Annotated in this window: 24 protein-coding genes; 14 read left to right on the plus strand and 10 right to left on the minus strand. The window is 58.9% G+C overall.

The features are described from left to right. Positions 1-19: 19 nt before the first annotated feature. Positions 20-1,606 carry an ABC-F family ATPase gene (locus tag ACZZ0A_RS10730; RefSeq protein WP_007914779.1) on the minus strand — a complete coding sequence of 529 codons (1,587 nt, stop codon included), beginning with the start codon at positions 1,604-1,606 and terminating at the stop codon, positions 20-22. 378 nt (positions 1,607-1,984) lie between these two features. Between ACZZ0A_RS10730 and lpxO the strand changes: the two genes are divergently transcribed. Continuing rightward, positions 1,985-2,884, plus strand: a complete 900-nt coding sequence (lpxO, locus tag ACZZ0A_RS10735) for a lipid A hydroxylase LpxO (RefSeq protein ID WP_007914777.1) — start codon at positions 1,985-1,987, stop codon at positions 2,882-2,884. 117 nt (positions 2,885-3,001) lie between these two features. Here the strand turns inward: lpxO and ku are convergent, their stop codons facing one another. Then, positions 3,002-3,868 (minus strand): non-homologous end joining protein Ku, encoded by an 867-nt coding sequence (ku, locus tag ACZZ0A_RS10740; RefSeq protein ID WP_007914774.1) that lies wholly within the window; start codon positions 3,866-3,868, stop codon positions 3,002-3,004. 190 nt (positions 3,869-4,058) lie between these two features. Here ku and ACZZ0A_RS10745 point away from each other — a divergent pair, with 190 nt between their 5' ends. Together ACZZ0A_RS10745 and ACZZ0A_RS10750 are read left to right on the plus strand one after the other, a co-directional pair. Continuing rightward, the gene (locus tag ACZZ0A_RS10745) at positions 4,059-4,379 is read left to right on the plus strand and encodes a hypothetical protein (protein ID WP_007914772.1); all 321 of its coding nucleotides are present in this window, start codon (positions 4,059-4,061) and stop codon (positions 4,377-4,379) included. Positions 4,380-4,431: 52 nt separating this feature from the next. After that, positions 4,432-5,586 carry a PQQ-dependent sugar dehydrogenase gene (locus ACZZ0A_RS10750; RefSeq protein ID WP_463543010.1) on the plus strand — a complete coding sequence of 385 codons (1,155 nt, stop codon included), beginning with the start codon at positions 4,432-4,434 and terminating at the stop codon, positions 5,584-5,586. Positions 5,587-5,700: 114 nt separating this feature from the next. On the opposite strand, the gene ACZZ0A_RS10755 is transcribed toward ACZZ0A_RS10750, so the two are convergent. Continuing rightward, complete coding sequence (locus tag ACZZ0A_RS10755) at positions 5,701-6,801, minus strand: peptidase C39 family protein (RefSeq protein WP_095113258.1); 1,101 nt, start codon at positions 6,799-6,801, stop codon at positions 5,701-5,703. A 92-nt stretch (positions 6,802-6,893) separates the two neighbouring features. Between ACZZ0A_RS10755 and ACZZ0A_RS10760 the strand changes: the two genes are divergently transcribed. From ACZZ0A_RS10760 to nudC, 4 genes are all read left to right on the plus strand, one after another. Next, on the plus strand, positions 6,894-8,468 hold the full coding sequence (locus ACZZ0A_RS10760) for a RimK family protein (RefSeq protein ID WP_463543011.1): 1,575 nt from the start codon (positions 6,894-6,896) through the stop codon (positions 8,466-8,468). Between the two features lie 7 nt (positions 8,469-8,475). Beyond that, positions 8,476-9,399: a magnesium transporter CorA family protein gene (locus ACZZ0A_RS10765; RefSeq protein ID WP_095113256.1), complete on the plus strand. Its 924-nt coding sequence runs from the start codon at positions 8,476-8,478 to the stop codon at positions 9,397-9,399. A gap of 118 nt (positions 9,400-9,517) precedes the next feature. Beyond that, positions 9,518-10,330, plus strand: a complete 813-nt coding sequence (locus ACZZ0A_RS10770; RefSeq protein ID WP_463543012.1) for a crotonase/enoyl-CoA hydratase family protein — start codon at positions 9,518-9,520, stop codon at positions 10,328-10,330. Positions 10,331-10,336: 6 nt separating this feature from the next. Further along, positions 10,337-11,167, plus strand: a complete 831-nt coding sequence (nudC, locus tag ACZZ0A_RS10775) for an NAD(+) diphosphatase (protein WP_007914754.1) — start codon at positions 10,337-10,339, stop codon at positions 11,165-11,167. Here the strand turns inward: nudC and ACZZ0A_RS10780 are convergent. After that, a complete protein-coding gene (locus ACZZ0A_RS10780) occupies positions 11,135-11,914 on the minus strand; it encodes a TSUP family transporter (protein WP_463543013.1) in 780 nt (259 codons plus the stop codon). The genes nudC and ACZZ0A_RS10780 overlap by 33 nt on opposite strands. Before the next feature lie 398 nt (positions 11,915-12,312). Here ACZZ0A_RS10780 and sfnG point away from each other — a divergent pair, with 398 nt between their 5' ends. Continuing rightward, positions 12,313-13,395 carry a dimethylsulfone monooxygenase SfnG gene (gene sfnG, locus ACZZ0A_RS10785; protein WP_463543014.1) on the plus strand — a complete coding sequence of 361 codons (1,083 nt, stop codon included), beginning with the start codon at positions 12,313-12,315 and terminating at the stop codon, positions 13,393-13,395. Between the two features lie 202 nt (positions 13,396-13,597). Continuing rightward, a complete protein-coding gene (locus ACZZ0A_RS10790; RefSeq protein WP_007914739.1) occupies positions 13,598-13,798 on the plus strand; it encodes a hypothetical protein in 201 nt (66 codons plus the stop codon). Between the two features lie 141 nt (positions 13,799-13,939). Here the strand turns inward: ACZZ0A_RS10790 and ACZZ0A_RS10795 are convergent, their stop codons facing one another. Together ACZZ0A_RS10795 and ACZZ0A_RS10800 are read right to left on the minus strand one after the other, a co-directional pair. Further along, a complete protein-coding gene (locus tag ACZZ0A_RS10795; RefSeq protein ID WP_034153955.1) occupies positions 13,940-14,419 on the minus strand; it encodes a nuclear transport factor 2 family protein in 480 nt (159 codons plus the stop codon). A 55-nt stretch (positions 14,420-14,474) separates the two neighbouring features. After that, the gene (locus ACZZ0A_RS10800) at positions 14,475-15,038 is read right to left on the minus strand and encodes a TetR/AcrR family transcriptional regulator (protein ID WP_463543015.1); all 564 of its coding nucleotides are present in this window, start codon (positions 15,036-15,038) and stop codon (positions 14,475-14,477) included. Between the two features lie 204 nt (positions 15,039-15,242). Between ACZZ0A_RS10800 and pssA the strand changes: the two genes are divergently transcribed. Next, positions 15,243-16,586: a CDP-diacylglycerol--serine O-phosphatidyltransferase gene (pssA, locus tag ACZZ0A_RS10805; RefSeq protein ID WP_007949921.1), complete on the plus strand. Its 1,344-nt coding sequence runs from the start codon at positions 15,243-15,245 to the stop codon at positions 16,584-16,586. Positions 16,587-16,718: 132 nt separating this feature from the next. On the opposite strand, the gene efeO (ACZZ0A_RS10810) is transcribed toward pssA, so the two are convergent. Genes efeO (ACZZ0A_RS10810) through efeU form a run of 4 tightly spaced genes read right to left on the minus strand, consistent with a single transcriptional unit; the run spans position 16,719 to position 20,937 of the window. Then, positions 16,719-17,543 (minus strand): iron uptake system protein EfeO, encoded by an 825-nt coding sequence (gene efeO, locus ACZZ0A_RS10810; RefSeq protein WP_447785388.1) that lies wholly within the window; start codon positions 17,541-17,543, stop codon positions 16,719-16,721. Positions 17,544-17,572: 29 nt separating this feature from the next. After that, positions 17,573-18,871: an iron uptake transporter deferrochelatase/peroxidase subunit gene (efeB, locus tag ACZZ0A_RS10815; protein ID WP_463543016.1), complete on the minus strand. Its 1,299-nt coding sequence runs from the start codon at positions 18,869-18,871 to the stop codon at positions 17,573-17,575. A gap of 18 nt (positions 18,872-18,889) precedes the next feature. Continuing rightward, a complete protein-coding gene (gene efeO, locus ACZZ0A_RS10820) occupies positions 18,890-20,089 on the minus strand; it encodes an iron uptake system protein EfeO (RefSeq protein WP_463543017.1) in 1,200 nt (399 codons plus the stop codon). A gap of 8 nt (positions 20,090-20,097) precedes the next feature. Next, on the minus strand, positions 20,098-20,937 hold the full coding sequence (gene efeU / locus ACZZ0A_RS10825) for an iron uptake transporter permease EfeU (RefSeq protein WP_007918853.1): 840 nt from the start codon (positions 20,935-20,937) through the stop codon (positions 20,098-20,100). 291 nt (positions 20,938-21,228) lie between these two features. Here efeU and ACZZ0A_RS10830 point away from each other — a divergent pair, with 291 nt between their 5' ends. From ACZZ0A_RS10830 to ACZZ0A_RS10845, 4 genes are all read left to right on the plus strand, one after another. Then, a complete protein-coding gene (locus ACZZ0A_RS10830) occupies positions 21,229-22,245 on the plus strand; it encodes an AraC family transcriptional regulator (protein ID WP_463543018.1) in 1,017 nt (338 codons plus the stop codon). Positions 22,246-22,511: 266 nt separating this feature from the next. Continuing rightward, positions 22,512-24,176: an AMP-binding protein gene (locus ACZZ0A_RS10835; RefSeq protein ID WP_463543019.1), complete on the plus strand. Its 1,665-nt coding sequence runs from the start codon at positions 22,512-22,514 to the stop codon at positions 24,174-24,176. A 16-nt stretch (positions 24,177-24,192) separates the two neighbouring features. After that, the gene (locus ACZZ0A_RS10840; RefSeq protein WP_007918867.1) at positions 24,193-24,954 is read left to right on the plus strand and encodes an SDR family NAD(P)-dependent oxidoreductase; all 762 of its coding nucleotides are present in this window, start codon (positions 24,193-24,195) and stop codon (positions 24,952-24,954) included. 12 nt (positions 24,955-24,966) lie between these two features. Further along, the gene (locus tag ACZZ0A_RS10845; protein ID WP_007918870.1) at positions 24,967-26,160 is read left to right on the plus strand and encodes an acetyl-CoA C-acyltransferase; all 1,194 of its coding nucleotides are present in this window, start codon (positions 24,967-24,969) and stop codon (positions 26,158-26,160) included. Positions 26,161-26,211: the final 51 nt, after the last annotated feature.

The raw sequence follows: 26,211 nt of genomic DNA on the forward strand, positions 1-26,211 counted from the left end.
TTTAGATTGCAGCAGCTGTTTAGAACACGACGCCCTGACTACGCAGGTAGTCATCGTAAGTGCCGCTGAAGTCAGTCACGCCATCCGGGCTCAGCTCGATGATGCGCGTGGCCAGGGACGATACGAACTCACGGTCGTGGCTGACGAAGATCAGCGTGCCCGGATAGTTTTCCAGCGCCAGATTCAGCGCCTCGATCGATTCCATGTCCAAGTGGTTGGTGGGTTCGTCCATGATCAGCACGTTCGGCTTTTGCAGAATCAGCTTGCCGAACAGCATGCGACCTTGCTCACCACCGGAAATCACTTTGACCGACTTGAGGATCTCGTCGTTGGAGAACAGCATGCGACCCAAAGTACCGCGAATCATCTGCTCGCCCTGAGTCCACTGACCCATCCAGTCGAACAGGGTGACGTCGTCTTCGAAGTCGTGCGCGTGGTCCTGAGCGTAGTAGCCCAGTTCGGCGGCGTCGGTCCACTTGATGCTGCCGGCGTCCGGGGTCAGTTCGTTGACCAGGGTGCGCAGCAGGGTGGTTTTGCCGATACCGTTCGGGCCAATGATCGCTACGCGCTCGCCGGCTTCAACCTGGAAGCTGAAGTCTTTGAACAGTGGTTTGCCGTCGAAGCCTTTGGCCATTTTTTCGACGATGACCGCCTGGCGGTGCAGCTTCTTGTTCTGATCGAAGCGGATGAACGGGCTCACGCGGCTCGAAGGCTTGACCTCGGCCAGCTGGATCTTGTCGATCGCCTTGGCGCGGGAGGTGGCCTGCTTGGCTTTCGAGGCGTTGGCCGAGAAGCGGCTGACGAACGATTGCAGCTCGGAAATCTGCGCTTTCTTCTTGGCGTTGTCCGACAGCAGTTGCTCGCGGGACTGGGTCGCCACGGTCATGTACTCGTCGTAGTTGCCCGGGAACAGGCGTAGCTCGCCGTAATCCAGGTCAGCCATGTGCGTGCACACGCTGTTCAGGAAGTGACGGTCGTGAGAGATGATGATCATCAGGCTGTTACGCTGGGTCAGAACGTTTTCCAGCCAGCGAATGGTGTTGATGTCCAGGTGGTTGGTCGGTTCGTCGAGCAACAGCACTTCCGGATCGGAGAACAACGCCTGCGCCAGCAATACGCGCAGTTTCCAGCCTGGCGAGACTTCGCTCATCGGGCCGAAGTGCTGCTCGATGCCGATACCCAGGCCCAGCAACAGTTCACCGGCACGGGATTCGGCGGTGTAGCCGTCCATTTCGGCGAATTCGGTTTCCAGCTCGGCCACGGCCATGCCGTCTTCTTCGCTCATTTCCGGCAGCGAGTAGATACGATCGCGCTCGGCTTTGACCTTCCACAGCTCTTCGTGACCCATGATCACGGTGTCGATCACGGTGAATTCTTCGTAAGCGAACTGGTCCTGGCGCAATTTACCCAGACGCACGTTCGGCTCGAGCATGACCTGACCGCCGGACGGGTCGAGGTCGCCGCCGAGGATTTTCATGAAGGTCGACTTGCCGCAACCGTTGGCGCCGATCAGGCCATAGCGGTTGCCCGCGCCGAATTTGACCGAAACGTTTTCGAAGAGCGGCTTGGCGCCGAACTGCATCGTGATGTTAGCTGTAGAGATCAAGAGTTATTCCTGCGAAGCATTCTGAGTAGCGAGGGTGCGGCTGCAGCGCTTGGCCCGAGTCGAAGTGCGCTGAAGCGGGAGAGTCCCGTCATCAACCAAGGGGGGCGCGTAAAGTTTGGCGGCGATTGTACTGGTCTGGCTCTCTAAACGATAGGGCGATCACGCCACGATTGCCGATTGGCGTCATCGCGGGACAGTTTTTCACAGTTGAAGATTCACTATCGGTTACAAACTGTGGCTAAAATGCCACCTTTCACCGAGCGTCCGGTAACGGCGCGGGCCAAGGACGTGCCATTTGTAATCAGACCACTGCATAAGACGCTGAGCCTCAGGCCGCCAGGCGCGCAGTTTGTTCACTTCTGACGTGTGACGATTTCCGTGAAACTCATCATTGCTGCTATTTATGTCATTTCCATTGCATACGTTCATTTGCGTGGGCGTGTGCGCCACAAGCTCGGTCGACAACTAAGCGACCACTCGACGTTTCTGGCGCCGATCAACTGCTTTCTTTATCTGTTTTCGAAGAAGCCGAACCAGCCGTACCTGGACCCGAGCGAGTTTCCTGACTTGAGCCCGTTGCAGGCACACTGGGAGGAAATCCGCGAAGAAGGGCAGAATTTGCTGCGAGCCGGCGAGATCAAGCGCTCTAACCAGTACGACGATGTCGGGTTCAACTCGTTCTTCAAAAGCGGCTGGAAGCGTTTCTACCTGAAGTGGTACGGCGAAAGCCATCCGTCGGCGATGAAGCTGTGTCCGCGCACCACCGAACTGGTGCAAAGCATTGGTTCGATCAAGGCCGCGATGTTCGCCGAGCTGCCACCGGGCTCGAAACTGGTGCGTCACCGTGACCCGTATGCCGGCTCGTATCGTTATCACCTGGGCCTGGACACGCCGAACGACGCCGGTTGCTACATCAACGTCGACGGTGAGAGCTACCACTGGCGTGACGGCGAAGCGGTGATGTTCGACGAGACGTTTATTCATTACGCCGAAAACACCACCGACAAGAACCGCATCATCCTGTTCTGCGACATTGAGCGCCCGATGAAGTACCGCTGGGCCGCCGCGTTCAACGCCTGGTTCAGCCGTACGGTGATGTCGGCTGCCGGCGCGCCGAACGATGCAGGCGACCGCACCGGCGGGATCAACCGCTTGTTTACGCGGATCTACAAGATTCGTCTGCGTGGCAAAGAACTGAAAAAGCGCAATCGCAAGCGTTACTACATGGAAAAGTGGGCGATCTTCGGTGGTTTGCTGGCGATCTTCATTCTGATCTGAGTTCCAGGCAGACGTTGCTGACGCCATCGCGAGCAGGCTCACTCCTACATTTGGAATGCGTTCCCCTGTAGGAGTGAGCCTGCTCGCGATGAAGGTCTCAAGGGCAACCAATCACTATCAGGAAGCCTTCTTGGTCTTCTTCGCCGGCGCAGATTTCGCCGTTTTCTCTGCTTTCGCTTTTGGCTTCGCCACCGCTTTCCCACCCAGACTGCGTTTAAGCAGCTCGGTCAAATCGATAACATCGGCTGTCTTGCGCTCTTCCTCGCCGCCCACCGTTTCGACATCCTCGATCTTGCCTTCATGGGCCTTTTTCTCGACCAGAGCCATGATCTTGTCTTCGAACTCATCCTTGTAATCCTCGGGCTTCCAGTCCGCGCTCATGTCCTGCACCAACCGTTTGGCCATGTCCAGTTCACCCTTGGCCAGTTGCGGCTTGGTCACTTCGCTGCCCAACTCCAGCTCATCGAGGCTGCGCACCTCTTGCGGCCAGCGTAACTTCACCAGCACCAAGGCAGAATCCAGCGGCATCAACGCCGCGAGGTACTGGCGCGTATGCAGCACCACGCGGGCGAGGGCGACCTTGTTGGTTTTGCTCAGGGTTTCACGCAGCAATGCGTAAACCTTGCCGCCGCGTTTGTCGGGTGCCAGGTAGTAGGGCGTGTCGATGTTCTGCAGCGGAATCTGTTCGGCATCGACAAAGGAAAAGATGTCGATGGTCTGCGTCGATACGGGATGCGCCGAGCGAATCTCTTCCTCGCTCAGCACCACATAGCGGCCCTTTTCATAGGCCACACCTTTGACGATGTGCTCCTTGGTGACTTCTTTGCCGGTGACCTTGTTGACCCGTTTATAACCGACAGGATCCATGCTGCGGCTGTCGAGCCAATCGAAATCGACGCCCTGCGACGAGGTCGCCGAGACCAATGCGACAGGGATGTGCACCAGTCCGAAACTGATTGCGCCTTTCCAGATTGCCCGAGCCATGGTGAGTTCTCCGAGTGATGATCGGATGACCTGCGGCTGTGACTGAAAGTTTCCCCGAAATGCGCGGGTTTACAGGGACTCGGTCAAGCCGTGTTACATGTTGTTTAAGGCTTGCGGGTTAACAAATCCGAACCCTGAGCGTAGCGTGGACTCGAAGGCTCTATCCCCGGCCCCATCGAGAGGCAGCGTCATGAACCGAATTCTGCTTGGCATCGTCGTCCTGACCCTCAGTGGTGGTCTGGTTCATGCCGACGTCCTGTTGGCGCAAAGCCCCACCGGCAATAGCAATAACCCCTACAACAGTCCGATCCGCCGGGCCAATCCGAACAGCATGCAGGGCACTCAGCCTAGCGCTCCACCCATTCGGGGACCGAACACTGTACCGACGCCGCGCCAGCCTACGGTCGAGAACCGAGGCATTGGTAATGGCCAGCCGATCCGCTCGGTGCCGAGCACGCCGCCCACGTTCATTCCCAACCCACCTTCGCGCAGCGGAGACAGCAACCGTTGAGCGGCAGGACTGAGGTTCTGCCGGCCCTGCAAACGAACAAAAGGAATCGTGCATGTTGCGTAAAACCGTTCTAGCCACACTGTGTGCCGGCGCGCTGATCAGCGCGCCGGCCTTTGCCGCCGCCCCCAAAGAGCTGCAAAGCGAGCAGGGCACCCTCGAAGTCACGACCATCACCGCAGGCCTTGAGCATCCTTGGGCACTGGCGTTTTTACCGGATCGCCAAGGCATGCTGGTCACCGAACGTCCGGGTAATCTGCGCGTGGTGGCCGCCGACGGCAAACTGTCGGCGCCGATCTCCGGTGTGCCGCAGGTCTGGGCCAAGGGGCAGGGCGGGTTACTCGATGTCGCGCTGTCACCGGACTTCAAACAGGATCGTCTGGTCTATCTGTCCTATGCCGAAGGTGGCGGTGCCGGCGACAAGGCCGGCACCGCTGTGGGGCGAGGACGGCTCTCGGATGACTTGAAGACGCTGAAGGATTTCAAAGTGATCTTCCGCCAGGAACCGAAGCTTTCGGTCGGCAATCACTTCGGCTCACGGCTGGTGTTTGATCGCGACGGTTATTTGTTCATTACCTTGGGTGAGAACAACGACCGGCCGACCGCGCAGGATCTCGACAAGCTGCAAGGCAAGGTCGTGCGCATCTACCCGGACGGCAAGGTGCCGGATGACAACCCGTTTGTTGGTCAGTCCGGCGTACGCCCCGAGATCTGGGCCTACGGCGTACGCAATCCGCAGGGGGCGGCGCTCAATCCCTGGACCGGCACGGTGTGGGAGAACGAGCACGGCCCGCGCGGTGGCGATGAGGTGAACATCATCGAACGCGGCAAAAACTACGGCTGGCCGCTGGCGACCCACGGCATCAATTACTCGATGCAGCCGATCCCGGAAGCTCAGGGCAAAACGGCCGAAGGCACTGTCGCACCGCACCACGTGTGGGAGAAGTCGCCGGGCGTTACCGGTATGGCGTTTTACGATGCCGATCGTTTCAAGCCGTGGCAACACAATGCGTTTATCGGCGCGCTGGTGACTCAGGAGCTGATCCGCTTGCAGTTCGATGGTGACAAGGTGGTGCACGAAGAGCGCTTACTGGGTGAACTCAAGCAGCGGATTCGTGATGTGCGGCAAGGGCCCGATGGTTACTTGTACGTGCTGACGGATGAAGAGAAGGGCTCTTTGTACAAAATCGGCTTGAAGCCCGAACTTTAAAGAAGATTCCCCCTGTAGGAGCTGTCGAGTGCAACGAGGCTGCGATCTTTTGATCTTGTTTTCAAGATCAAGATCAAAAGATCGCAGCCTGCGGCAGCTCCTGCATGTGGAGGTTTACGTTTCGCGGGAATACAGCACTACTGCAGCACGCAATTTACCCCGGCCAAACCGGCACATTTTCTCGAACTCCCCATGACTCACCGGCACATGCTGGCAATCCATGGGCTGTCGATGCTGGCTGTGGTCAACATCCGGGTCATGCAGGTAAACGAAGTCTTCGTCGCAATCGGTCACGATCACCCAGTGCGGCGATTTGGAGCGGGTCAGTCGATAGCTGCTGATCAACACCAACGGCTGTCCACCGGCATCCAGCAGTCGCGGCAGATCCAGCAATGCACCGATCACGCACTCGACATCGGTCTCTTGCAATTGCGCCGTAAACTCTTCGTGGACCAGGCGCATGACGTCTTTTTTATGCGCGTCACGCACACCGTCGAGGAACAGCGGCCCACTCATGCTCAGCGCCATACGCACGCGAAACCCCCGACGCCACGCCGCCAGTGCCAATCCCTGCGGGCTGCAACCGCCATGGCCGGAGGTCATGAACACCGTCGTTGCTTCCCGCCAGACCTGCAACTCTTCCCGACGCTCCAGCAAACGCTCCGATTGCAATGCGCCCATGGCCATCAACAGACACGCCGGGCCACAGGTGAAATCGGTGGTTTGCGGGTAGTAAGGCACCTTGATGCTGCGCGAATCACGGTGCTGGAGAATGCGTTTCTCCAGACGCAGCGCATCGGCGTGGTCTTCGTAGTAATCGTGAATCAGGGCAAAACGCCGGTAGCCATTGCGCTCGTACAGCGCGATGGCCGCAGGGTTGTCGAGGCGCACTTCCAGGCGCAGGTACGCGCAGTCATGTTCCAGGGCCATCGCTTCAATGCGCTGCAGCAATGCCTTGCCCAGGCCCGTGCCGCGCGCCTCGACGGCGATGGCGATGGAATACAGCCGCGCGAGCGAAGTGCCGCGATGAAACAACACCAACGCATAACCCAACAATTGACCGTCGTACTCCGCCACCAGCAACTGCCCGTGAGCACGGGTGATCATCCACTGAAAGCTGCGACTGGTGAGCCGGTCCGTGGTGAAACATTGCATTTCCAGTGCCAGCAACGCCGGCAAGTCTTCAACTACCGCCAAACGAAAAACAGCCTTCATATGACCACCGTAAAAGTTGCGTAACGAAACGAGACTTTCAAAAAACTTCGTGCTTAATAGAAAAGGTCTTGTTCTCCAACGGATCAATCTCTATGTCAGCGGTACAGGGTCATTGGCGCGAAGTATCCGAGCAAAGTTTGCCGGCGGCAACTTATTTAAAATCAGCGATTAAAACATCCAGTCAGGTTTTGATTATTGTCGAGCGCAAGGAAGACTGGGCCTCATATTTCCCCAGCGAAGACATCCTGACGGCGCAGGAATACCTCGAGCACAGCTGTGACAGCGAGCCGGGCAAGCGCGTGCAGGTGATCAATCTGTGCCGCAGCTACAAGTACCTGGGCCACGGTTACTACTGCTCGTTGCTCGCCGAGGCGCGGGGGCACAAGGTGATTCCGTCGGTGCGAACCATCAGCGAACTGACAAAAAAATCACTGTACGGTCTGGCATTGGACGATCTCGATAAAACCCTTGAGAAAGCCCTCAGTCATCATCTCTACAGTGATACCGAAGGCTTTACTCTGACCCTGTATTTTGGCCGGACCCATATCGAGCCATTACAGGATCTGGCCCGGCAGTTGTTTGAAGTGTTTCCCTGTCCGATTCTGTTAGTTGAGTTTCGCCGAACTAACGGATGGCATATTGAAGGCATCAAGTCCGGTGCCTTGCACAAGTTGCGCGACGATCAGGAAGATCAGTTTGCCAATGCGCTGGACGGTTTCAGTCGTAAAGTCTGGCGTGTGCCGCGCTCGCCGCAAGTAGCGCGCTACGACCTGGCAATATTGCACGATCCGCAGGAGGCTTTACCGCCGTCCAACGCCAAGGCACTGGCGAACTTCGTCCGGGTCGGCAAAACCATGGGCATCGACGTTGAACTGATTGAACGCAAGGATTACGCACGTCTCGCCGAGTACGACGGTTTGCTGATCCGTGAAACCACCAGCGTCGACAACCACACTTATCGCTTCGCCAAGAAGGCCGAAAGTGAAGGGCTGGTAGTCATGGATGACCCAACGTCGATATTGCGCTGCACCAACAAGGTTTACCTGACCGATCTGCTCAACAGCCATCAACTGGGCATGCCCGCCACCGAAATCCTCTACAAGGAGCGACCAGAAGACTTCGAGCGAGTGGGTGAGCGCCTTGGTTTTCCGCTGGTATTGAAAATCCCCGACGGCTGTTTTTCCCGTGGTGTGATCAAGGTCGAAAGTCAGCAAGCGCTGCTTGAGGCGACCGCCGAATTGTTTGAGCACTCGGTGTTGCTGCTGGCTCAGGAGTTTTTCTACACCGAATACGACTGGCGCATCGGCGTGCTCAATCGCAAACCGATCTTCGCCTGCCAATACTTCATGTCCAAGGGCCACTGGCAAATCTACAACCACAAGGCCAAAGGTCAGGACATCAATGGCGAATGCCGCACGATGGCGATCCACGAGGCGCCGCGTGCGGTGGTGGAGCTGGCAGTGAAGACCGCCAATCTGATTGGCGACGGCCTCTACGGTGTCGATCTGAAGCAGGCCGGCGACAAAGTGGTGGTGATCGAAGTCAACGACAACCCCAACCTCGACGCCGGCATCGAAGACGCCTATTTGCACGACGATCTGTACTCACTGGTGCTGGAAGAGTTCGTGCGCCGCCTGGAACTCAAGCGTCGCGGCCAGGCTTGGTGAGGCGCCGATGATCAACAGCTTCGCACTGAGCCACGGCGCCCTGCAGCGGGTCGAGCGACTGGACGCCGAGGTGATGCTGTTCAGCAACCCCGATGCCGCCGAGCGCGACTTGCTGCACAGTCATTTCAAGGTCGATGAACACGCATTGGCGTCAGCGCTGGACCCGGATGAGGTGTCGCGCATCGAGTTTCATCCCGACCATTTGTTTCTGATCTGGAAACGCCCGGAAAACTACTCCGGTGGCGGCAGCCTGGCATTTGAAGTGTCGTCCTGCGGATTGCTGTTTGCCCCCGGACAACTGCTGGTGATCGCCACCGACGACACGCCGCTGCACGGCCTCGGCACTCGCCAGCCGTTGAACACGCCGCTGGATGTGTTGCTTGATTTGCTGTTCAGCAATATCCATCACTACCTCGGGCACCTGAAGGTGATCAAACTGGTCGCCCGCGAATTGCAGCAGAAATTCAACCACTCGATGCAGAACCAGCATCTGGTGCAGATGTTCAACCTCAGCGAAAGCCTGATCTATTACATCAACGCGCTGCACAGCAACGGCGCGGTCCTCACGCGCCTGCGCAATCATGCCGAGAAACAGCATTTCGGCAGTGAAGCGCTCGGCCTGATTGACGATCTGATCATTGAGAACAATCAGTGCTACAAGCAGGCGGAAATCTACTCCACGGTGTTTTCCGGACTGATCGATGCGCGCGGCAATCTGATGAACAACAGCATGAACAACCTGCTGCGCAAGCTGACGTTGATCAACGTGGTGTTTCTGCCGTTGAACCTGATTGCGAGCATTGGTGGCATGTCGGAGTTCAGCATGATGACGGCGGGGACGCCGTGGTGGATTTCCTATCCGGTGTTTCTGGCGGTGATGTTGTTGGGAGCGGGGGGGATGATGTTTGGGTTGCGGCGTTTGGCTCGATGAGTGGGGGTTGTGCAATAACCCGGGAGTAAGCACTGCAGTCCCGCATTTGGCCGAACCGCCGCCGTGATGCCTTGTTATAGTTCGGGCCTCATTTTCTGCCCGGTAAAGGATCACTGCCATGACTCAATACTCTGCCTTCAACGTCGAACTGGCCGACAACATCGCCCATGTGCAGATCAATCGCCCGGAAAAGATCAATTCGATGAACGCGGCGTTCTGGAGCGAGATCGTCGAGATCTTCCAGTGGGTCGACGACACCGACGAAGTGCGCGTGGTGGTGCTCAGCGGCAACGGTAAACATTTCTCCTCCGGCATCGACCTGATGATGCTCGCCGGCGTCGCCAATGAACTGGGCAAGGACGTCGGCCGCAACGCGCGCCTGCTGCGTAAAAAAATTCTGACCCTGCAAGCCTCGTTCAACGCCGTCGACAACTGCCGTAAACCGGTGCTTGCGGCCATTCAAGGTTATTGCCTGGGCGGCGCCATCGATCTGATCGCCGCGTGCGACATGCGCTATGCCGCCGAAGACGCACAATTCTCGATCAAGGAAATCGATATCGGCATGGCCGCCGATGTTGGCACTTTGCAACGGTTGCCACGGATCATCGGTGACGGCATGCTGCGTGAACTGGCTTACACCGGTCGCACGTTCGGCGCTGAAGAAGCGCGCGGCATCGGTCTGGTCAATCGCGTCTACAGCGACAAGGACGCGCTGCTCGAAGGTGTGCTGGACATCGCCCGCGAGATCGCTTCGAAATCGCCGATCGCGGTCACCGGCACCAAGGAAATGATCAGCTACATGCGCGACCATCGCATCGACGACGGCCTCGAATACGTTGCCACCTGGAATGCCGCCATGCTGCAATCCACCGACTTGCGCGTGGCCATGGCTGCCCATATGAGCAAACAGAAACCCGAATTCCTGGACTGAGAAACCATGACATCTCGCTGGACCACTGCAGTACTGGACACCGATCAACCGGGCGGCTGGGCCGTGGCGCGCAGCCCGGAAGGCTTTTTGTTCGACGACAACGGCGCGTTGTTCCCTCGGGAATGGCTCAAGCGTCAGGACTTGTCAGTTCTCACCGAGCATGGCATTGGCCATCTCGATGGCGAGCCGGTGTATTTGCTGGAACTGCGCAGTGCCAGCGAAGTATCAGGTTGCAACTGGAAAGGCCTGCGGGCGTTCATGCTCGACGGCGATCACACCATCTACAAGGTGCTTGGGTATGCCGCGCAGATCGGCACCTGGGCCCGTGAGCACCGTTTCTGCGGCAACTGCGGGCAGGCCATGACGCAGGTGCCGCGCGAGCGGGCGATGTATTGCCAGCCGTGCGACCTGCGCAGTTATCCGCGGATTTCGCCGAGCATGATCGTGCTGATCACCCGTGGCGACGAAATCCTGTTGGCGCGCTCTCCGCGTTTCGTCACCGGGGTTTACAGCACGCTGGCCGGGTTCGCCGAGCCGGGCGAGTCCGCCGAGGATTGCCTGATTCGGGAAGTGCGCGAAGAAGTGCAGATCGAGGTGAAGAACATTCAGTACATGGGCAGCCAGTGCTGGCCGTTCCCGCATTCGATGATGCTCGGCTTCCATGCCGAATACGCCGGTGGCGAAATTGTCTGTCAGGAAGACGAGATCGAAGACGCCCAGTGGTTCAACGTGCACGACTTGCCGCCGTTGCCAGCGTCCAAGTCGATTGCCCGTTACCTGATCGACGTCTACGTGGCGCGGCGTTTAGGCCACGCTGAACCAGTGCTGCCAGGCTAGGCGTACGGTCAAACCCAGCACCACGGTGATGAACACCGGGCGAATGAATTTGGCGCCGCCGCTGATCGCGGTGCGCGCGCCAAAGAACGCGCCGACCATCACCGACAGGCCCATGCTCAGACCGATGATCCAGTCCACCTGCCCGGAAAACACGAACACCGACAGCGCCGCAATGTTGCTGACGAAGTTCATGCTGCGCGCCACGCCGCTGGCCTTGACCAGATCGATTGGGTAGAGCAGCAGGCTGCTTACTGTCCAGAATGCGCCAGTACCGGGGCCGGCCACACCGTCGTAGAAACCGAGGCTGAAGCCTTGGGTCGATTGCCAATTCTTTTTGATCGGGGCGTCGCTGTCCAGTGGCGCTTTTGGCGTGCCGCCGAACAACAGATACAGGCCGCAAGCGAAGACGATTACCGGAAGCATCTTGTTCAGCCATTCGGCCGGCAGGTAATGGGCGACGACGGCTCCGGTCAATGCGCCAACCAGTGTGCCGACGATGGCGTGGGTCCACTGTCGCGGGTGGAACAATTTGCGTTTGTAGAAGGTGAAACTGGCGGTGGCCGAACCGAACGTCGAGCTGAGTTTGTTCGTGCCGAGCACCAGATGCGGCGGCAGGCCAGCGGTCAGCAGGGCAGGCGTGGTCAACAGACCGCCACCGCCGGCGATGGCATCGATGAAACCGGCAATGAAAGCGACAAGGGCCAGGATGGCGAGGGTGGTGAGGTCAACGCTGAGTTCGAAAGGCATGGAATCGGCTTATTCGGCAGGGCGCAGAACGTGAGCTGCGGGGAGGGCGGTCATGTTACTCATTTCCAAGTGTTGCGGCGACCCATCTGACGCCATCGCTGGCAAGCCAGCTCCCACAGGTTTTTGCGTTGCACTGAGGATCATTGTTCACCCCGATCCTTGTGGGAGCTGGCTTGCCAGCGATGAGGGCAGTCGAGCCAACAAATAAACCAACTGTTGCCCACGCAACAACCTGCCAACAAATAAACCAACTGTTGCCCACGCAACAACCTGCCAACAAATCCCCCTTCCACAAAACATCAACTCCATCCCGAAACCCAACAAAACCGGACATTCCAAGGCTGGCACGCTTGCTGCTCTATGACTCCCATCTCCGCAAATGTCCCGAGGACACGCCGATGAGTCAGCAAGCCGTAAAATTTGCCTACTGGGTGCCGAACGTCAGCGGTGGGCTGGTGGTCAGCAAGATCGAACAGCGCACCGATTGGGGCATCGACTACAACCGCAAACTGGCGCAGCTCGCCGAGACGGCCGGGTTCGAATACGCGCTGACGCAGATCCGTTTCACCGCCGGGTATGGTGCGGAGTTCCAGCATGAATCCGTGGCGTTCAGCCACGCGTTACTCGCTGCCACCAGCAAACTCAAGGTGATCGCCGCGATTCTGCCCGGCCCATGGCAACCCGCGCTGGCGGCCAAGCAACTGGCAACCATCGACCAACTCACCAATGGCCGTATCGCGGTGAATGTCGTCAGTGGCTGGTTCAAAGGCGAGTTCCAGGCCATCGGCGAGCATTGGCTGGAGCATGACGAGCGTTATCGCCGTTCCGAGGAGTTCATTCGCTCATTGCGCGGCGTGTGGAGTCAGGACAACTTCAGCTTTCGCGGCGACTTCTACCGCTTCGACAATTACAGCCTGAAGCCGAAACCGCTGGGCCGTCCGGAGATCTTCCAGGGCGGCAGTTCCCGTGCGGCGCGCGACATGGCCGCGCGGGTTTCGGACTGGTATTTCACCAACGGCAACAGCGTTGAGGGGATCAAGGCGCAGGTTGACGATATTCGTGCCAAAGCAGCGGCGAACAATCATTCGGTGAAGGTTGGTGTGAATGCCTTTGTCATCGCCCGTGACACCGAAGAAGAGGCCAGAGCCGTACTGGTGCAGATCATCGATCAGGCCGATCCAGAGGCAGTGAATGCTTTTGGCGACGCGGCGAAGCAGGCGGGCAGGGCGTCGCCGGAAGGTGAGGGCAACTGGGCGAAATCGACGTTTGAAGATCTGGTGCAGTACAACGATGGCTTCAAAACCAATCTGGTTGGTACGCCGCTGCAGATTGCCGAGCGGATTGTCGCGTTGAAAGCGGTGGGTGTGGATCTGGTGCTGGCGGGGTTTCTGCACTTTCAGGAAGAAGTCGAATATTTCGGCCGGCGGGTGTTGCCGCTGGTGCGTGAACTGGAGGCAGAAAAGACTGCCGCCGTTGCCTGAACCCTATGCGAACCTGTGGGAACCAGCCTACCGGCAAAGCCGAATGAGCATTCAACACATTTGGATATCAAACTGCTGAAAGCTATTCCAAATCAAGCTCGATACCTGTCAAGTTTGACAGGTTTTCCATTTTGAATCCGATGGCAGACTTCACTACGCCCGGTTATTCCGACTTGGTGGAGGTCACGCAGGAGCATGAGCAATGGAATTCATCGTTGATTTGCACGGAACTTCTGAAACCAAAGAAGACGCTAAAGCAAAGGCTGTGAAGTTGCTAAAAAAACCGGGGTCGTTAGTGAAGATTTCAGACGTGGTGCTAAACCCGTCCAAGCATTCCGCAACTGTTACGTACGAACTCGAGCCGGACCCTGATTATGTTCCGCCAAAGAGGGGAAGGTTTTGATTCTATCCTCTGGCGTGGCCGCTCAAGTGGCCGGACGGTTTTCGTGTTTAAGATGGTGAGGCAACAACTGTAGGGGCAGTGAAGGCTGCTCCTACAGTTGTCCTGCGGTCGGCAGATTCAACAGACTCACAGGTCCCGGATTTACAGGCCGAGGTCAGACAGGCCCGGGTGATCATCCGGGCGCCGGCCCAGTGGCCAGTGGAACTTGCGTTCGCTCTCCTTGATCGGCATGTCGTTGATGCACGCGTAGCGCTGGAACATCAGGCCTTGCTCGTCGAATTCCCAGTTTTCATTGCCGTAAGAGCGGAACCAGTTACCCGAATCGTCGTGCCATTCATAGGCATAACGCACGGCGATGCGAGTATCCGAGTAAGCCCAGAGTTCCTTGATCAAACGGTAATCCAGCTCTTTCGCCCATTTACGGGTGAGGAAGGCCTTGGCTTCTTCGCGGTTGTTGGCGAACTCGGCGCGGTTACGCCACTTGGTGTCGAGGGTATAGGCCAGCGATACCCGTTCCGGGTCGCGGGAGTTCCAGCCATCCTCGGCCAGACGAACTTTCTCGATCGCCGATTCACGGTTGAAGGGCGGCAATGGCGGACGTACCTGGGCTGCAGTAGACATGTTCAGTCTCCCAATCTAATTAATAATTGAACAACAAGTCCGGCTTATTAAGGCGTTACAGGTCCAATAACTTTCGCGCCATGCATTGCGCATTATCGGCGGCACTGTGATCACCCATCACAAGCGCTACGGTAATGGCACCGTCAATCAGGATCAGCAACTGTTTGGCCAGCAGTTGCGGGTCCTCGGCGCCATGTTCGGTACACAGCTCGCACACGTAGTCGAGCAGCTTCTGTTTGTGTTCTTTGGCGACCAGGCGCACCGGGTCCTGTGGATCGCCGGTCTCGCCGCTGGTGTTGATGAAGGCGCAGCCACGGAAACCTTCCGAGGCGAACCAGCTCTTGAGCACCGTGAACAGGTTAAGCAGGCGATCGGCCGGGGTTTCGGCCTGATCGACAGCGCTGCGGTACCAGTGCATCCAGCGCACGTCGCGACGCTGCAAGGCGGCGACGGTCAGCGCGTCTTTGTCGGCAAAGTAGCGGTAGATGCTTTTTCTGGAGACGCCGGCGGTTTTCACCAGAAGGTCCATGCTGGTGGCAGCGATGCCACTTTTATAGATCAACTTTTCGGTGACATCCAGGATGATTTCGCGTGTGTCGTTGCTAGTTATTTCGTTCATGTGGCGAACAGTAGAACGATTGTTCTCCTTTGGCAATGGTTTTTTAAAATCAAAAGATCGCAGCCTTCGGCAGCTCCTACATTGGCCCGTGTAGGAGCTGCCGAAGGCTGCGATCTTTTGATCTCATTACGGGCACTAACAAGACCCGAAGGATGCGATGGTGTAAGCTCTCGGGTTCTTCGGATTCGACCCATTGCGAGCCCTATGCCGTTGCTTTTCAAACGCTCCTTGCTGCCCAAATTGCGCAGCTTCCCGCTGACCGCCGAGGCCGTGACCATTCTGTCCGGCGCCGCTGAATTTCGTCGTTGCCTGCTCGAGAAAATCGCTGCAGCGACCCAGCGCATCTACATCGTTGCGCTGTATCTGCAGCAAGACGAAGCCGGTCAGGAAATTCTCGATGCACTCCACGCCGCCAAGCTCAAGCGTCCCGAGCTGGAAATCGCCGTGGTGGTCGACTGGTTGCGCGCTCAGCGCGGGCTGATCGGCGCCGGCAAGCAGCCGGGCAATTCGGCGTGGTATCAGGAAATGACCCGCACGCACCAGAGCGAAGTGCCGGTGTACGGCGTTCCGGTGCAGACCCGCGAGTTGTTTGGTGTGCTGCATTTGAAAGGCTTCGTGATCGACGACTGCGTGGTCTACAGCGGCGCGAGCCTGAACAACGTTTACCTGCACAAGTTCGACAAATACCGTTTCGACCGCTACCACGTACTGCAAAGCCACGAGCTGGCGGACTCGATGCATCACTTGGTCAAGCACGGCCTGATCGAATCGAAAGCGGTGCATCGCCTCGATCTGCCGAACCTGCCGACCACGCGTAGCTTGCGCAATGACATCGGTGATCTGCGTAGCCGCCTCAAATATGCAACGTACGACACGGCCACCGGCAGCACCGCCAGAGACAGTCTGTCCGTTACCCCGTTGCTCGGCGTCGGCAAGAACAACCCGCTGAACCGGGCGATTCTCGAACTGATCGCCAGCGCGCAAAAACAGCTGACCATCTGCACGCCATACTTCAATCTGCCGCTGGGGGTGATTCGCGAGATCAACCGCGCATTGGCCCGTGGCGTGAAAATCGACATCGTCGTCGGCGACAAAACCGCTAACGACTTCTACATCCCGCCGAGCGAGCCGTTCAAGGTGATCGCAGCGTTGCCGTATCTGTACGAGATCAGCCTGCGGCGCTTTGCCAAGCGCCATCAGCGCAACATCGACAGCGGTCAGTTGAACCTGCACCTGTGGCGCGACGGCGATAACACCTATCACCTCAAGGGCATGTGGATCGATCAGCGTTATACGCTGCTCACCGGTAACAACCTGAATCCACGGGCGTTCCGCCTGGATCTTGAGAACGCGTTGTTGATTGATGACCCGAAGGGCGAGTGGCTGGAGCCGCGAGCGAAGGAACTGGAGGAGATTTTCCGCCATACCACGCGGATCGACAGCTTTCAGAGTCTGGAGACGCTGCCGGAATACCCGGCCGGGGTGGCCAAGTTTCTCAAGCGCGTGAGTCGGGTGCGGATTGAGCGGTTGCTCTACCGGATTTTGTAAGGCTGCTGAAAATGCCATCGCTGGCAAGCCAGCTCCCACAGGTTCTATGGTGTACACAATATTTGTGAATGACCGAGAACACTGTGGGAGCTGGATTGCCAGCGATGAGGCCCGCTTAGACGCTACAAAAAATCAATTCAGACCCAACTTGCCACGCAACGTGGACAGGTCTTCCGCCAGTGTATTCACCGGCCCGACCAGCGCCTTACGGTCGTTATCCTTCACCTTGTCATAAGTCTCGAAACCACCGTCCTTGGTCTTGTACTTGGCCAGAATCTTGTCGACCGTGGCAAAGTTCTTGTCGACCTTCGCTACGAAAGCCTTGTCCTGCTTTTCGATCTGCGGACGGAACAGATCAACGATTTTCTTCGCGCCGTCGATGTTGCCCTGGAAGTCGTAGAGGTCCGTGTGGCTGTAGCGGTCTTCTTCGCCGGAGATCTTGGTCGCGGCCACTTCCTCCAGCAACGCAGCAGCACCACCGACGACTTTCTCAGGCGGGAAGGTCAGGCTGGCGACGCGGGTTTGCAGGTCTTTGACGTCGCTGTTGAGCTTGTCCGCCAGTTCGTTCAGGCCCTGAGTGCTTTTCTCCGAGAACAGCGTGTATTCGATGCGGTGGAAACCGGTGAAGTCATCGGCTTTCACGCCTTTCTCGTGGTCGTCGACGCGGGAGTCGATGGACGCATCGAGGTCACTGAACAGTTCGGCAATCGGCTCGATCGACTCGTAGTAAACGCGGGTCGGTGCGTAGAGCTTTTGCGCGGTGGCCAGGTCGCCTTTCTTCACGGCGTCGGTGAATTGTTGGGTGTGGCTACCCAGTTCATCCAATTGCTCGGTGACGTAAATCTTGTAGTCCGAAACCGGCCCGACCAGATCCAGCGGTGCCGTGGCGGCGAACGCCGACAGCGGGGTGTTGAGCAAACCTAGGGTCAGCAATAACGCGAGTGGCGTCTTTTTCATGGGGGCGGCTCCAGTGTTGAGATGTTGTTTCAGGCAGCGGTTTTCGGTTGTGTGGCGTTGAGCAGCGAGCGGCCGATGAAGTCCTTGTCGCCCGTGACACCCGGCAGGGTGAAAAAGTACCCGCCGCCGACCGGTTTGAGGTATTCCTCCAGCGGCTCGCCGTTGAGGCGGGTCTGCACGGTGATGAAGCCTTTTTCCAGGTCGGCCTGGTAACAGATGAACAGCAGGCCCATGTCGAGCTGGCCGTTCTTGTTCACGCCATTCGAATAGTTGAACGGCCGGCGCAGGATCAGATTGGCCTGGGTTTCAGCCGTACGCGGATTAGCCAGGCGAATGTGCGCGTCGAGCTTGGTCAGCTTGCCGGCCGGGTCTTTGCTGTAATCCGGGACTTCGGTCTCATGCTGCGCACCCATCGGCGCGCCGGTGGTCTTGACCCGGCCGATGATGCTTTGCTGTTCCTGCAACGGCGTACGGTCCCAGCGCTCGACAAAGTTGCGGATGATCCGCACCGCTTGGTAACTGCCATGGGCAGCCCAGGCCGGTTCATCGCTGCCCGGTTGCACCCAGACCAGACGATCCATGGCTTTGCTGTCGTTGGAGTCGGGGTTGGCCGAGCCATCACGGAAACCGAGGAAATTGCGCGCCGATTGCGCTGGCAACCCCGGTTTCGCCGGGGCTTGCGGCGGCACGCTGCCTTCCTGTTTCCAGCGCACCAGCAGCAGGTCGGGGAGGTTTTTGACGATGTCGCGCAGGGCGTGAATGTTGGTGTCGGCGGTGTTCGAGCAGAACTGCAAACTCAGATCGCCATGGCAGCAATCGGCGTCCAGCGCATCGTTGGGAAACCCGACCATGCGCATCAGGCGTTTCGGTTTTGCGTCGGCCAGACCGAAGCGCTCGTCGAACAGCGATTCACCGACGGACACGGTGATGGTCAGGTTGTCCGGCGTGACGTTCGGGCCGAGGATGCCAGAATCCGGCGGCGGCAGTTTCGGGTCGATTTGTGCGACCGGGCCGCCCTTCATCAGAAAGGCAATGCGCTCGTTGAGCGTGCGGAACAGCCGCTCCAGATCTTCGCGATCACTGGCCAACACATCGAATGACACCAGCATGCCCGACGCCGGACGCGGAGTGACGATGCCGGTCTGGTGCACGCCGTGGAAATCGTGGCGGTCTTCGGTCTTGTCGCTGCTCGGTGCTTCGGTGACCTGCGCCGGCGCGGCGGCCATGGCCGGGCAGCTCAGGGCGGACCCGGCGAGGGCGACACCGGCGGCGCCCATGCCCATCAAGACACGGCGGCGTTGCAGGTTGAGCGTTTCTAAATCTTTCATCGGGAATTCTTCTTCTGCTTACAGGCCGGAGAGGCCGAGGGCGGGATCGATGCCATCCAGTGCGTCGGCCAGAGCCTGGGCCTTGTCGGCGATCTGCTTGCGTTGTTCGCCGCTGACGGAGTCGTAGCTGGCGTAGCCGTCCTTGATCTTGTAGCTGTTGAGTTCGCTGTCGAAGTCGGCCAGTGCCTTGTCGATTTTCGGCATCAGGTCGGCGGCAGACTTGGTCAGCATCGGCCGCAGCAGATCGACGACTTTGCGCGCGGTCTGTGCGTTGGCGGCGAAACCGTTGAGGTCGCTGTGGCTGTAGCGTTCTTCTTCGCCACTGGCGGCGCGTACGTCGGCCAAGGTGTTGAGGTTGCGCACGATGATGTTGACCAGTTGCTCCGGTGGCAGCGACTGCGCGAGCAATTGCTGTTTGAGCGCGGTGACGTCGCTGAGCAGGCGCTGGGCCACGGGTGTCAGCTCGTCGAGTTTGCGTTGCTGGAACAGCGCGTATTCGAGGCGGTGGAAACCAACGAAGGCCGGATCCTGCTCGCGTTTCTCGAAGTAATCGGCGCGGGCGTTGATGCTGTTGTCCAGTTCGGCCAAGCGTTGCGCGGCCGGGGCCAGACGTTGATAAGCCGCACGCGCGGGCAGGTACAGCGCCTGGGCCTGGCTGAGATCACCGCTTTCAATCGCTTGATTGAGCGCCGTGACGGCTTTGATCAGCGCGCTGCTCTGGCTGGCCAGGTACACACGGAACTCCGACAGCGGCCCGACGAAGGCGACCATCGATGGTTTGGCTTTGGCCGCAGCATCGGAGGCAGCCGTCGGCGTCACATGCAGTGTGCCGCGAGGATTACTCAGCAACCCGCAGGTGATTGCGTAATCGCCCGGTTGCAGATTGGCGTTGATCACCTGGCTCAGGCCCGGCGCGATGTTTTCGCGTTCTTCAACGACGAGTACGCCGTCAAGGATTTCCCATTCCACCGCCCGGTCGGAGCGGTTGACGATGCGGAAACTGGCGCGACCGGCCGGCACCGTCAGCGCATTCGGCTCGCAACTGCCCGGATGAATGTTCACCACCACTTCATCGTGGTTGTGCTGACGCTTGGCCGCAGCCATTTTCGAGGCGTAATAAAACAGACCACCGGCGGCGATCATCACCACCACTGAACCGGCCACCGCCCAACGCAAGGCGCGAGGAGGGGAGGCCTGAGGAGTATTAGGCTTTGACATGGATGCCCTTATTGGCTGGAAACGGAAGACGATTGCGTGGAGGGCTTGGGCGCGGGAAGGAAGAACATCACCAGCGCCACCAGCAGATAAAGCAGATAGGCACCGAGGGTGCTGACGGTTGGCGCATCCTGATAACCGAACATGCCGGCCAGCACCGAGCCCAACGGGCCATCCATCGGCAGCGTCGCGCTGAAGTCGAAGAGCACGGTCTGCAGGTGATTCCACAGCCCGGCTTCATGCAGGGCCTGCACTGAGTTGGCGAGAATCCCGGCAGCGACCACCAGAATGAACAGGCCGGTCCACTTGAAGAACGCCGAAAGATTGAGGCGCATGCTGCCGCTGTAGATCAGGAACCCGACGATGATCGCCAGAATCAGCCCGAGCAGGGCACCGATCGGCGCGCCCGGGCCTTCGCTCTGCTGGAAAACCGCGAGCAGGAAGAACACCGTTTCCAGACCTTCACGGGCGACCGCGAAAAACACCATGGCGATCAGCGCGATCACTTGATGTCTGGAAGATGTCAGCGCGTGATCGAGCGAGGCTTGCAGCGAATGCTTGATCGAGCGCGCGACCTTGCGCATCCAGAACACCATGGAGCTGAGAATGCCCACGGCCACCAGCCCGACGATGCCTTCGAACAGTTCCTGCTGTTTTTGCGGGAATTCAGCGCTGACCAGTTCCAGGCCACCACCGACCAGCAGGGCGAGGGCGGCAGCGAGAAACACGCCGATCCACACGGCAGGCATCCATTGACCACGGCCAGTCTGTTGCAGGTAGCTGGCGATAATGCCAACGATCAGCGCGGCTTCAATGCCTTCGCGCAGCATGATCAGAAAGGGAACGAGCATTCGGCATCCAAGAGGTCATTTCTAGAGGTTACAAGTTGTAACATAATGAAAGTCATTCTCACATGACATTGATTGACATAAACCTGAACAGTTGCTGAACGACCTCAATTTTTGCCTCGCATTGATCCCTGTAGGAGTGAGCCTGCTCGCGATAGCGGTGTGTCAGAACATTCAGCGCTAAATGACACGACGCCATCGCGAGCAGGCTCACTCCTACAGGGGATTCGTGTTGAATTCGTGTCCTGCGGTAATATGCCTGCCATTCAAAAACAACAAGGTTCAGCGCGCTCCATGTCGGAAAAAGACACCATCGCCGTTCAACTGGTGCGTGAAGCGCTGCTGCAAAGTTGTGCCCCGGGCGTGGCCATGGAAGAAGTCTTGAACAAGGTCGGGATTGATCCGGCGTTGCTGCAAACCGAACACGGCCGGGTGCCGGCCTCGCAGTACGCGAAACTCTGGCGGTTATTGGCGCGCCGTGGCGATGACGAGTTCTTTGGCATGGACCCGCGCAAGCTCAAATCCGGCAGTCTTGAGTTCCTGTGCCGCAGCGCCGTGGCGCAACCGACGCTGGCGGCGGGTTTGAGCACGGGTTTGAGCTTTCTCTCACTGATGCTCGAATGCCTGCCGGCGCAACTGGTGCACCAGCAAAGTCTGGCGGAAATCGTTCTGCTGGAGGATGAGCCCGAACCGCGCCGCGCCTTCACCTATTTCACTTATTGGATGATCGTCCACGGTGTGGCCTGCTGGCTGGCCGGGCGGCGGATTCCGATTCTGGCGATTGAACTGCGCTGCCCCGAACCGAATTTCACCGATGACTACCGGGTGATGTTTTCGGAAAACCTGCGTTTTGATCGGCCGCGAACCCGGATGATTTTCTCTGCCGATTGCCTCGACCTGCCGATCAAACGCACGGCCGAGGAGTTGAAGCGTTTTCTCGCCCATGCTCCGGCCAACATTCTGGTGAAGTACCGCGACCCGGAAAGCCTTGCCAGTAGGATCAAGCAGGATTTGCGGCAACTGCCGGCTGAGCAATGGCCGGAGACCGAGGCGCTGGCGCAACAGTTGTGCATGTCAGCCTCGACGTTGCGCCGGCGTCTGGCAGAGGAAGGGCAGACCTATCAGGGCCTCAAGGACAGTGTGCGCAAAGAGTTGGCGATCATTTGGCTGGCGGAGCCTTCGATCAGTTTTGTCGAAATTGCCAGCCGCTTGGGCTTTGCTGATGCGAGTTCGTTTTACAAGGCGTTTCGCAAGTGGTCGGGTTCGAATCCGGGCCATTACCGCACGTTGATCCTGAACGAGGTTGTCTGATCCAACACATCCCGCCGCTTGATCGTCCCCACGCTCTGCGTGGGAATGCCTCAAGGGACGCTCCGCGTTCCAGCCCTGGAGCGGACGCAGAGCGTCCAAGGCTGCATTCCCACGCAGAGCGTGGGAACGATCAGTGTGGTAGCAGTATTGGCCAAACCAGTCAGCCACATTGATGGCTTTGACCATTGCCGCCGCTGCCCCACAGCGCGACTATCTCCCTGTTGTTTACGCTTCCCAGCCTAATAAAAAACAGAGGGATTCTGGCAATGCGCGATTACTTGTCTGCCACCGCACAGTTCAACTATCAGCACACCGTGGATGCCGCGCTCAGCGGTACGCTTGAGGCGCTCAACGCCTGCGTCGAATGTTGCGACCGCCACGCCTTGCCTGGGCGCATTGCGCTGTTCTGGGAAGGCCGAGACGGTGCCAGTGCGACGTACACGTTCAACGATCTGCAGGACAAAGCCGCGCGTTTCGCCAATTTCCTTCTCGCCCAAGGCGTGCAGAAGGGCGACAAGGTCGCCGGGCTGCTGCCGCGCAACGTCGAATTGCTCATCACCGTGTTGGCCACCTGGCGCATCGGCGCGGTGTATCAGCCGCTGTTCACCGCGTTCGGCCCTAAAGCCCTCGAACATCGCCTGAACAACTCCGGCGCCAAAGTCGTTGTTACTGACGCGGTCAACCGGCCGAAACTCGCTGAAGTCGCCGATTGCCCGACGCTCGTCACCGTTGGCGGCGCGAAAGGCCAGGGCATCGTCCGTGGCGATTTCAGTTTCTGGGCCGAACTGGCCAACTATTCCAATGTGTGCGAACCGGTGCTGTTGACCGGAGAAGACCCGTTTCTGCTGATGTTCACGTCCGGCACCACCGGTCCGTCGAAAGCGCTGTCGGTGCCACTCAAGGCCATCGTTGCCTTCCAGAGTTACACCCGTGATGCCGTCGATCTGCGCCCGGAAGATGCGTTCTGGAACGTCGCCGATCCGGGCTGGGCCTACGGCATCTACTTCGGCGTCACCGGGCCGTTGTCGATGGGCCACCCGATCACCTTCTACGATGGCCCGTTCACCCTCGAAAGCACCTGCCGGGTGATCAACAAGTACGGCATCACCAACCTCACCGGATCGCCAACCGCTTATCGCTTGCTGATTGCCGGCGGCGACGAGTTCGCCAAGTCGATCAAAGGCAAATTGCGCATCGTCAGCAGCGCCGGTGAGCCGCTGAACCCGGAAGTGATCCGCTGGTTCGCCGACAACCTCGACGTGGTCATCCACGACCATTACGGCCAGACCGAACTGGGCATGGTCCTGTGCAATCACCACGGCCTCGACCATCCGGTACACGTCGGCGCCGCTGGTTTCGCTTCGCCGGGCCACCGCATCGTCGTGCTCGACGACCAATACAACGAACTCGGCGTCGGCCAGCCGGGCATTCTTGCCATCGACCGACCGCAATCACCGATGTGCTGGTTCGGTGGCTACGAAGGCGCGCCGACCAAAGCCTTCGTCGGCAATTACTACCTCAGTGGCGACACCGTGGAATGGAACCCGGACGGTAGCATCAGCTTCGTCGGCCGCAGCGACGATGTGATCACCACCTCCGGCTACCGTGTCGGGCCGTTCGACGTGGAAAGTGCACTGATTGAACACCCGGCCGTGGTCGAGGCGGCGGTGGTCGGCAAACCCGATCCGGAGCGCACCGAACTGGTCAAAGCTTTCGTGGTGCTGAGTGCGCAATACCGTGCGGCTCCGGAGTTGGCCGAAGAGCTGCGCCAACATGTGCGCAAACGTCTGGCCGCGCATTCGTACCCGCGTGAAATCGAATTTGTCAGCGAATTGCCCAAGACCCCAAGTGGCAAATTGCAGCGCTTTATCTTGCGCAACCAGGAAATCGCCAAAGCTCAAGAGGCTGCGGCGCATAACGTTTCAGCTTGAATCAGGAAATACAGTCATGCAGATCGAGAACAAGGTTTTTATCGTCACCGGCGGCGCATCGGGCCTCGGTGCGGCCACCGCTGAATTGTTGGTCAGTGCCGGCGCCAAAGTGATGCTGGTGGACATGAACGCCGAAGCCGTGGCCGCTCAGGCTCAGCGTCTGGGCGCACAAAGCGTTGTCGCCGACATCAGCAACGAAGCCGCCGCTGAAGCTGCCGTGCAGGCGACGGTAAAAGCCTTTGGCAGCCTCAACGGTCTGGTCAACTGCGCCGGCATCGTCCGTGGCGAGAAGATCCTCGGCAAGAACGGCCCGCATGCGCTGAGCAGTTTTGCCCAAGTGATCAACGTCAACTTGATCGGCAGCTTCAACATGTTACGTCTGGCCGCTGCGGCGATTGCCGAATCCGAGGCGAATGCAGACGGCGAGCGCGGTGTGATCATCAACACCGCCTCTGTCGCGGCGTTCGACGGTCAGATCGGCCAAGCGGCGTACTCGGCCTCCAAAGGCGCGATCGCCAGCCTGACGCTGCCAGCCGCCCGCGAACTGGCGCGCTTTGGCATCCGCGTGATGACCATCGCCCCGGGCATTTTCGAAACGCCGATGATGGCCGGCATGACCCCGGAAGTCCGCGATTCGCTGGCCGCCGGCGTGCCGTTCCCGCCGCGTCTGGGCAAGCCTGCCGAGTACGCCGCGCTGGTTCGGCATATCATCGAAAACAGCATGCTCAACGGCGAGGTGATCCGTCTCGACGGCGCCTTGCGCATGGCCGCCAAGTAAGGAGGATTTGTCATGACTATTTCCAACGATCCGATTGTTATCGTCAGCGCTGTGCGCACGCCAATGGGTGGATTTCAGGGCGAACTGAAAAGCCTCACCGCGCCGCAACTCGGTGCTGCGGCGATCAAGGCTGCGGTTGAACGCGCCGGTGTCGCCAGCGATGCAGTCGATGAAGTGCTGTTTGGTTGCGTATTGCCTGCAGGCCTCGGTCAGGCGCCTGCGCGTCAGGCCGCTTTGGGCGCCGGCCTGGATAAATCGACCCGTTGCACCACGGTCAACAAAATGTGCGGTTCGGGTATGGAAACCACCATTTTGGCTCATGACATGCTGGTGGCTGGCAGTGCCGATGTGGTCATCGCTGGCGGTATGGAAAGCATGTCCAACTCGCCGTACCTGCTGGATCGTGCCCGCGCCGGTTACCGCATGGGCCATGGCCGCGTACTCGATTCGATGTTCCTCGACGGCCTCGAAGACGCCTACGACAAGGGCCGCCTGATGGGCACCTTCGCCGAGGACTGCGCCGAAACCAATAGTTTCAGCCGTGAGGCGCAGGACGCTTTTGCCATCGCCTCGACCACCCGCGCGCAGCAGGCGATCAAGGACGGCAGCTTCAAGGACGAAATCGTCCCGCTGACCGTGACCGTCGGCAAAGAACAGGTGCTGATCAGCAACGACGAACAACCGCCAAAAGCCAAACTGGACAAGATTGCCTCGCTGAAACCGGCGTTCCGCGAAGGCGGCACGGTGACGGCGGCGAACTCCAGCTCGATTTCTGACGGTGCGGCGGCACTGGTGCTGATGCGTCAGTCGCAGGCACAGAAACTCGGTCTGAAACCACTGGCCGTGATCCATGGCCACGCCGCGTTCGCCGATACCCCGGGCCTGTTCCCGGTGGCGCCGATTGGTGCGATCAAGAAACTGATCAAGAAAACCGGTTGGTCGCTGGGTGATGTCGATCTGTTTGAGGTCAACGAAGCGTTTGCCGTGGTTGGCATGGCGGCGATGACACACCTGGAAATCCCCCATGACAAGTTGAATGTGCATGGCGGTGCTTGTGCCCTGGGCCATCCGATCGGCGCGTCGGGTGCGCGGATTCTGGTGACGTTACTGTCGGCCCTGCGCCAGAGAAAGCAGAAACGCGGTATCGCGGCGATCTGCATCGGCGGCGGCGAAGCCACGGCCATGGCCGTGGAATGCGTCTACTAAACGCACTAATCCTGTAGGAGCTGACGAGTGCAACGAGGCTGCGATCTTTTG

This window comes from Pseudomonas sp. AC242, from assembly GCF_979258655.1.

Coding starts and splice junctions, on each gene's coding strand:
- pssA (WP_007949921.1), top strand. CDS start 15,243: ATGCCGTTGCTTTTCAAACGCTCCTTGCTGCCCAAATTGCGCAGCTTC.
- ACZZ0A_RS10750 (WP_463543010.1), top strand. CDS start 4,432: ATGTTGCGTAAAACCGTTCTAGCCACACTGTGTGCCGGCGCGCTGATC.
- ACZZ0A_RS10795 (WP_034153955.1), bottom strand. CDS start 14,419: ATGTCTACTGCAGCCCAGGTACGTCCGCCATTGCCGCCCTTCAACCGT.
- ku (WP_007914774.1), bottom strand. CDS start 3,868: ATGGCTCGGGCAATCTGGAAAGGCGCAATCAGTTTCGGACTGGTGCAC.
- efeO (WP_447785388.1), bottom strand. CDS start 17,543: ATGAAAAAGACGCCACTCGCGTTATTGCTGACCCTAGGTTTGCTCAAC.
- sfnG (WP_463543014.1), top strand. CDS start 12,313: ATGAGTCAGCAAGCCGTAAAATTTGCCTACTGGGTGCCGAACGTCAGC.
- ACZZ0A_RS10780 (WP_463543013.1), bottom strand. CDS start 11,914: ATGCCTTTCGAACTCAGCGTTGACCTCACCACCCTCGCCATCCTGGCC.
- efeB (WP_463543016.1), bottom strand. CDS start 18,871: ATGAAAGATTTAGAAACGCTCAACCTGCAACGCCGCCGTGTCTTGATG.
- ACZZ0A_RS10745 (WP_007914772.1), top strand. CDS start 4,059: ATGAACCGAATTCTGCTTGGCATCGTCGTCCTGACCCTCAGTGGTGGT.
- ACZZ0A_RS10770 (WP_463543012.1), top strand. CDS start 9,518: ATGACTCAATACTCTGCCTTCAACGTCGAACTGGCCGACAACATCGCC.
- ACZZ0A_RS10845 (WP_007918870.1), top strand. CDS start 24,967: ATGACTATTTCCAACGATCCGATTGTTATCGTCAGCGCTGTGCGCACG.
- ACZZ0A_RS10835 (WP_463543019.1), top strand. CDS start 22,512: ATGCGCGATTACTTGTCTGCCACCGCACAGTTCAACTATCAGCACACC.
- ACZZ0A_RS10840 (WP_007918867.1), top strand. CDS start 24,193: ATGCAGATCGAGAACAAGGTTTTTATCGTCACCGGCGGCGCATCGGGC.
- ACZZ0A_RS10790 (WP_007914739.1), top strand. CDS start 13,598: ATGGAATTCATCGTTGATTTGCACGGAACTTCTGAAACCAAAGAAGAC.
- ACZZ0A_RS10800 (WP_463543015.1), bottom strand. CDS start 15,038: ATGAACGAAATAACTAGCAACGACACACGCGAAATCATCCTGGATGTC.
- efeU (WP_007918853.1), bottom strand. CDS start 20,937: ATGCTCGTTCCCTTTCTGATCATGCTGCGCGAAGGCATTGAAGCCGCG.
- ACZZ0A_RS10755 (WP_095113258.1), bottom strand. CDS start 6,801: ATGAAGGCTGTTTTTCGTTTGGCGGTAGTTGAAGACTTGCCGGCGTTG.
- nudC (WP_007914754.1), top strand. CDS start 10,337: ATGACATCTCGCTGGACCACTGCAGTACTGGACACCGATCAACCGGGC.
- ACZZ0A_RS10760 (WP_463543011.1), top strand. CDS start 6,894: ATGTCAGCGGTACAGGGTCATTGGCGCGAAGTATCCGAGCAAAGTTTG.
- efeO (WP_463543017.1), bottom strand. CDS start 20,089: ATGTCAAAGCCTAATACTCCTCAGGCCTCCCCTCCTCGCGCCTTGCGT.
- ACZZ0A_RS10830 (WP_463543018.1), top strand. CDS start 21,229: ATGTCGGAAAAAGACACCATCGCCGTTCAACTGGTGCGTGAAGCGCTG.
- ACZZ0A_RS10765 (WP_095113256.1), top strand. CDS start 8,476: ATGATCAACAGCTTCGCACTGAGCCACGGCGCCCTGCAGCGGGTCGAG.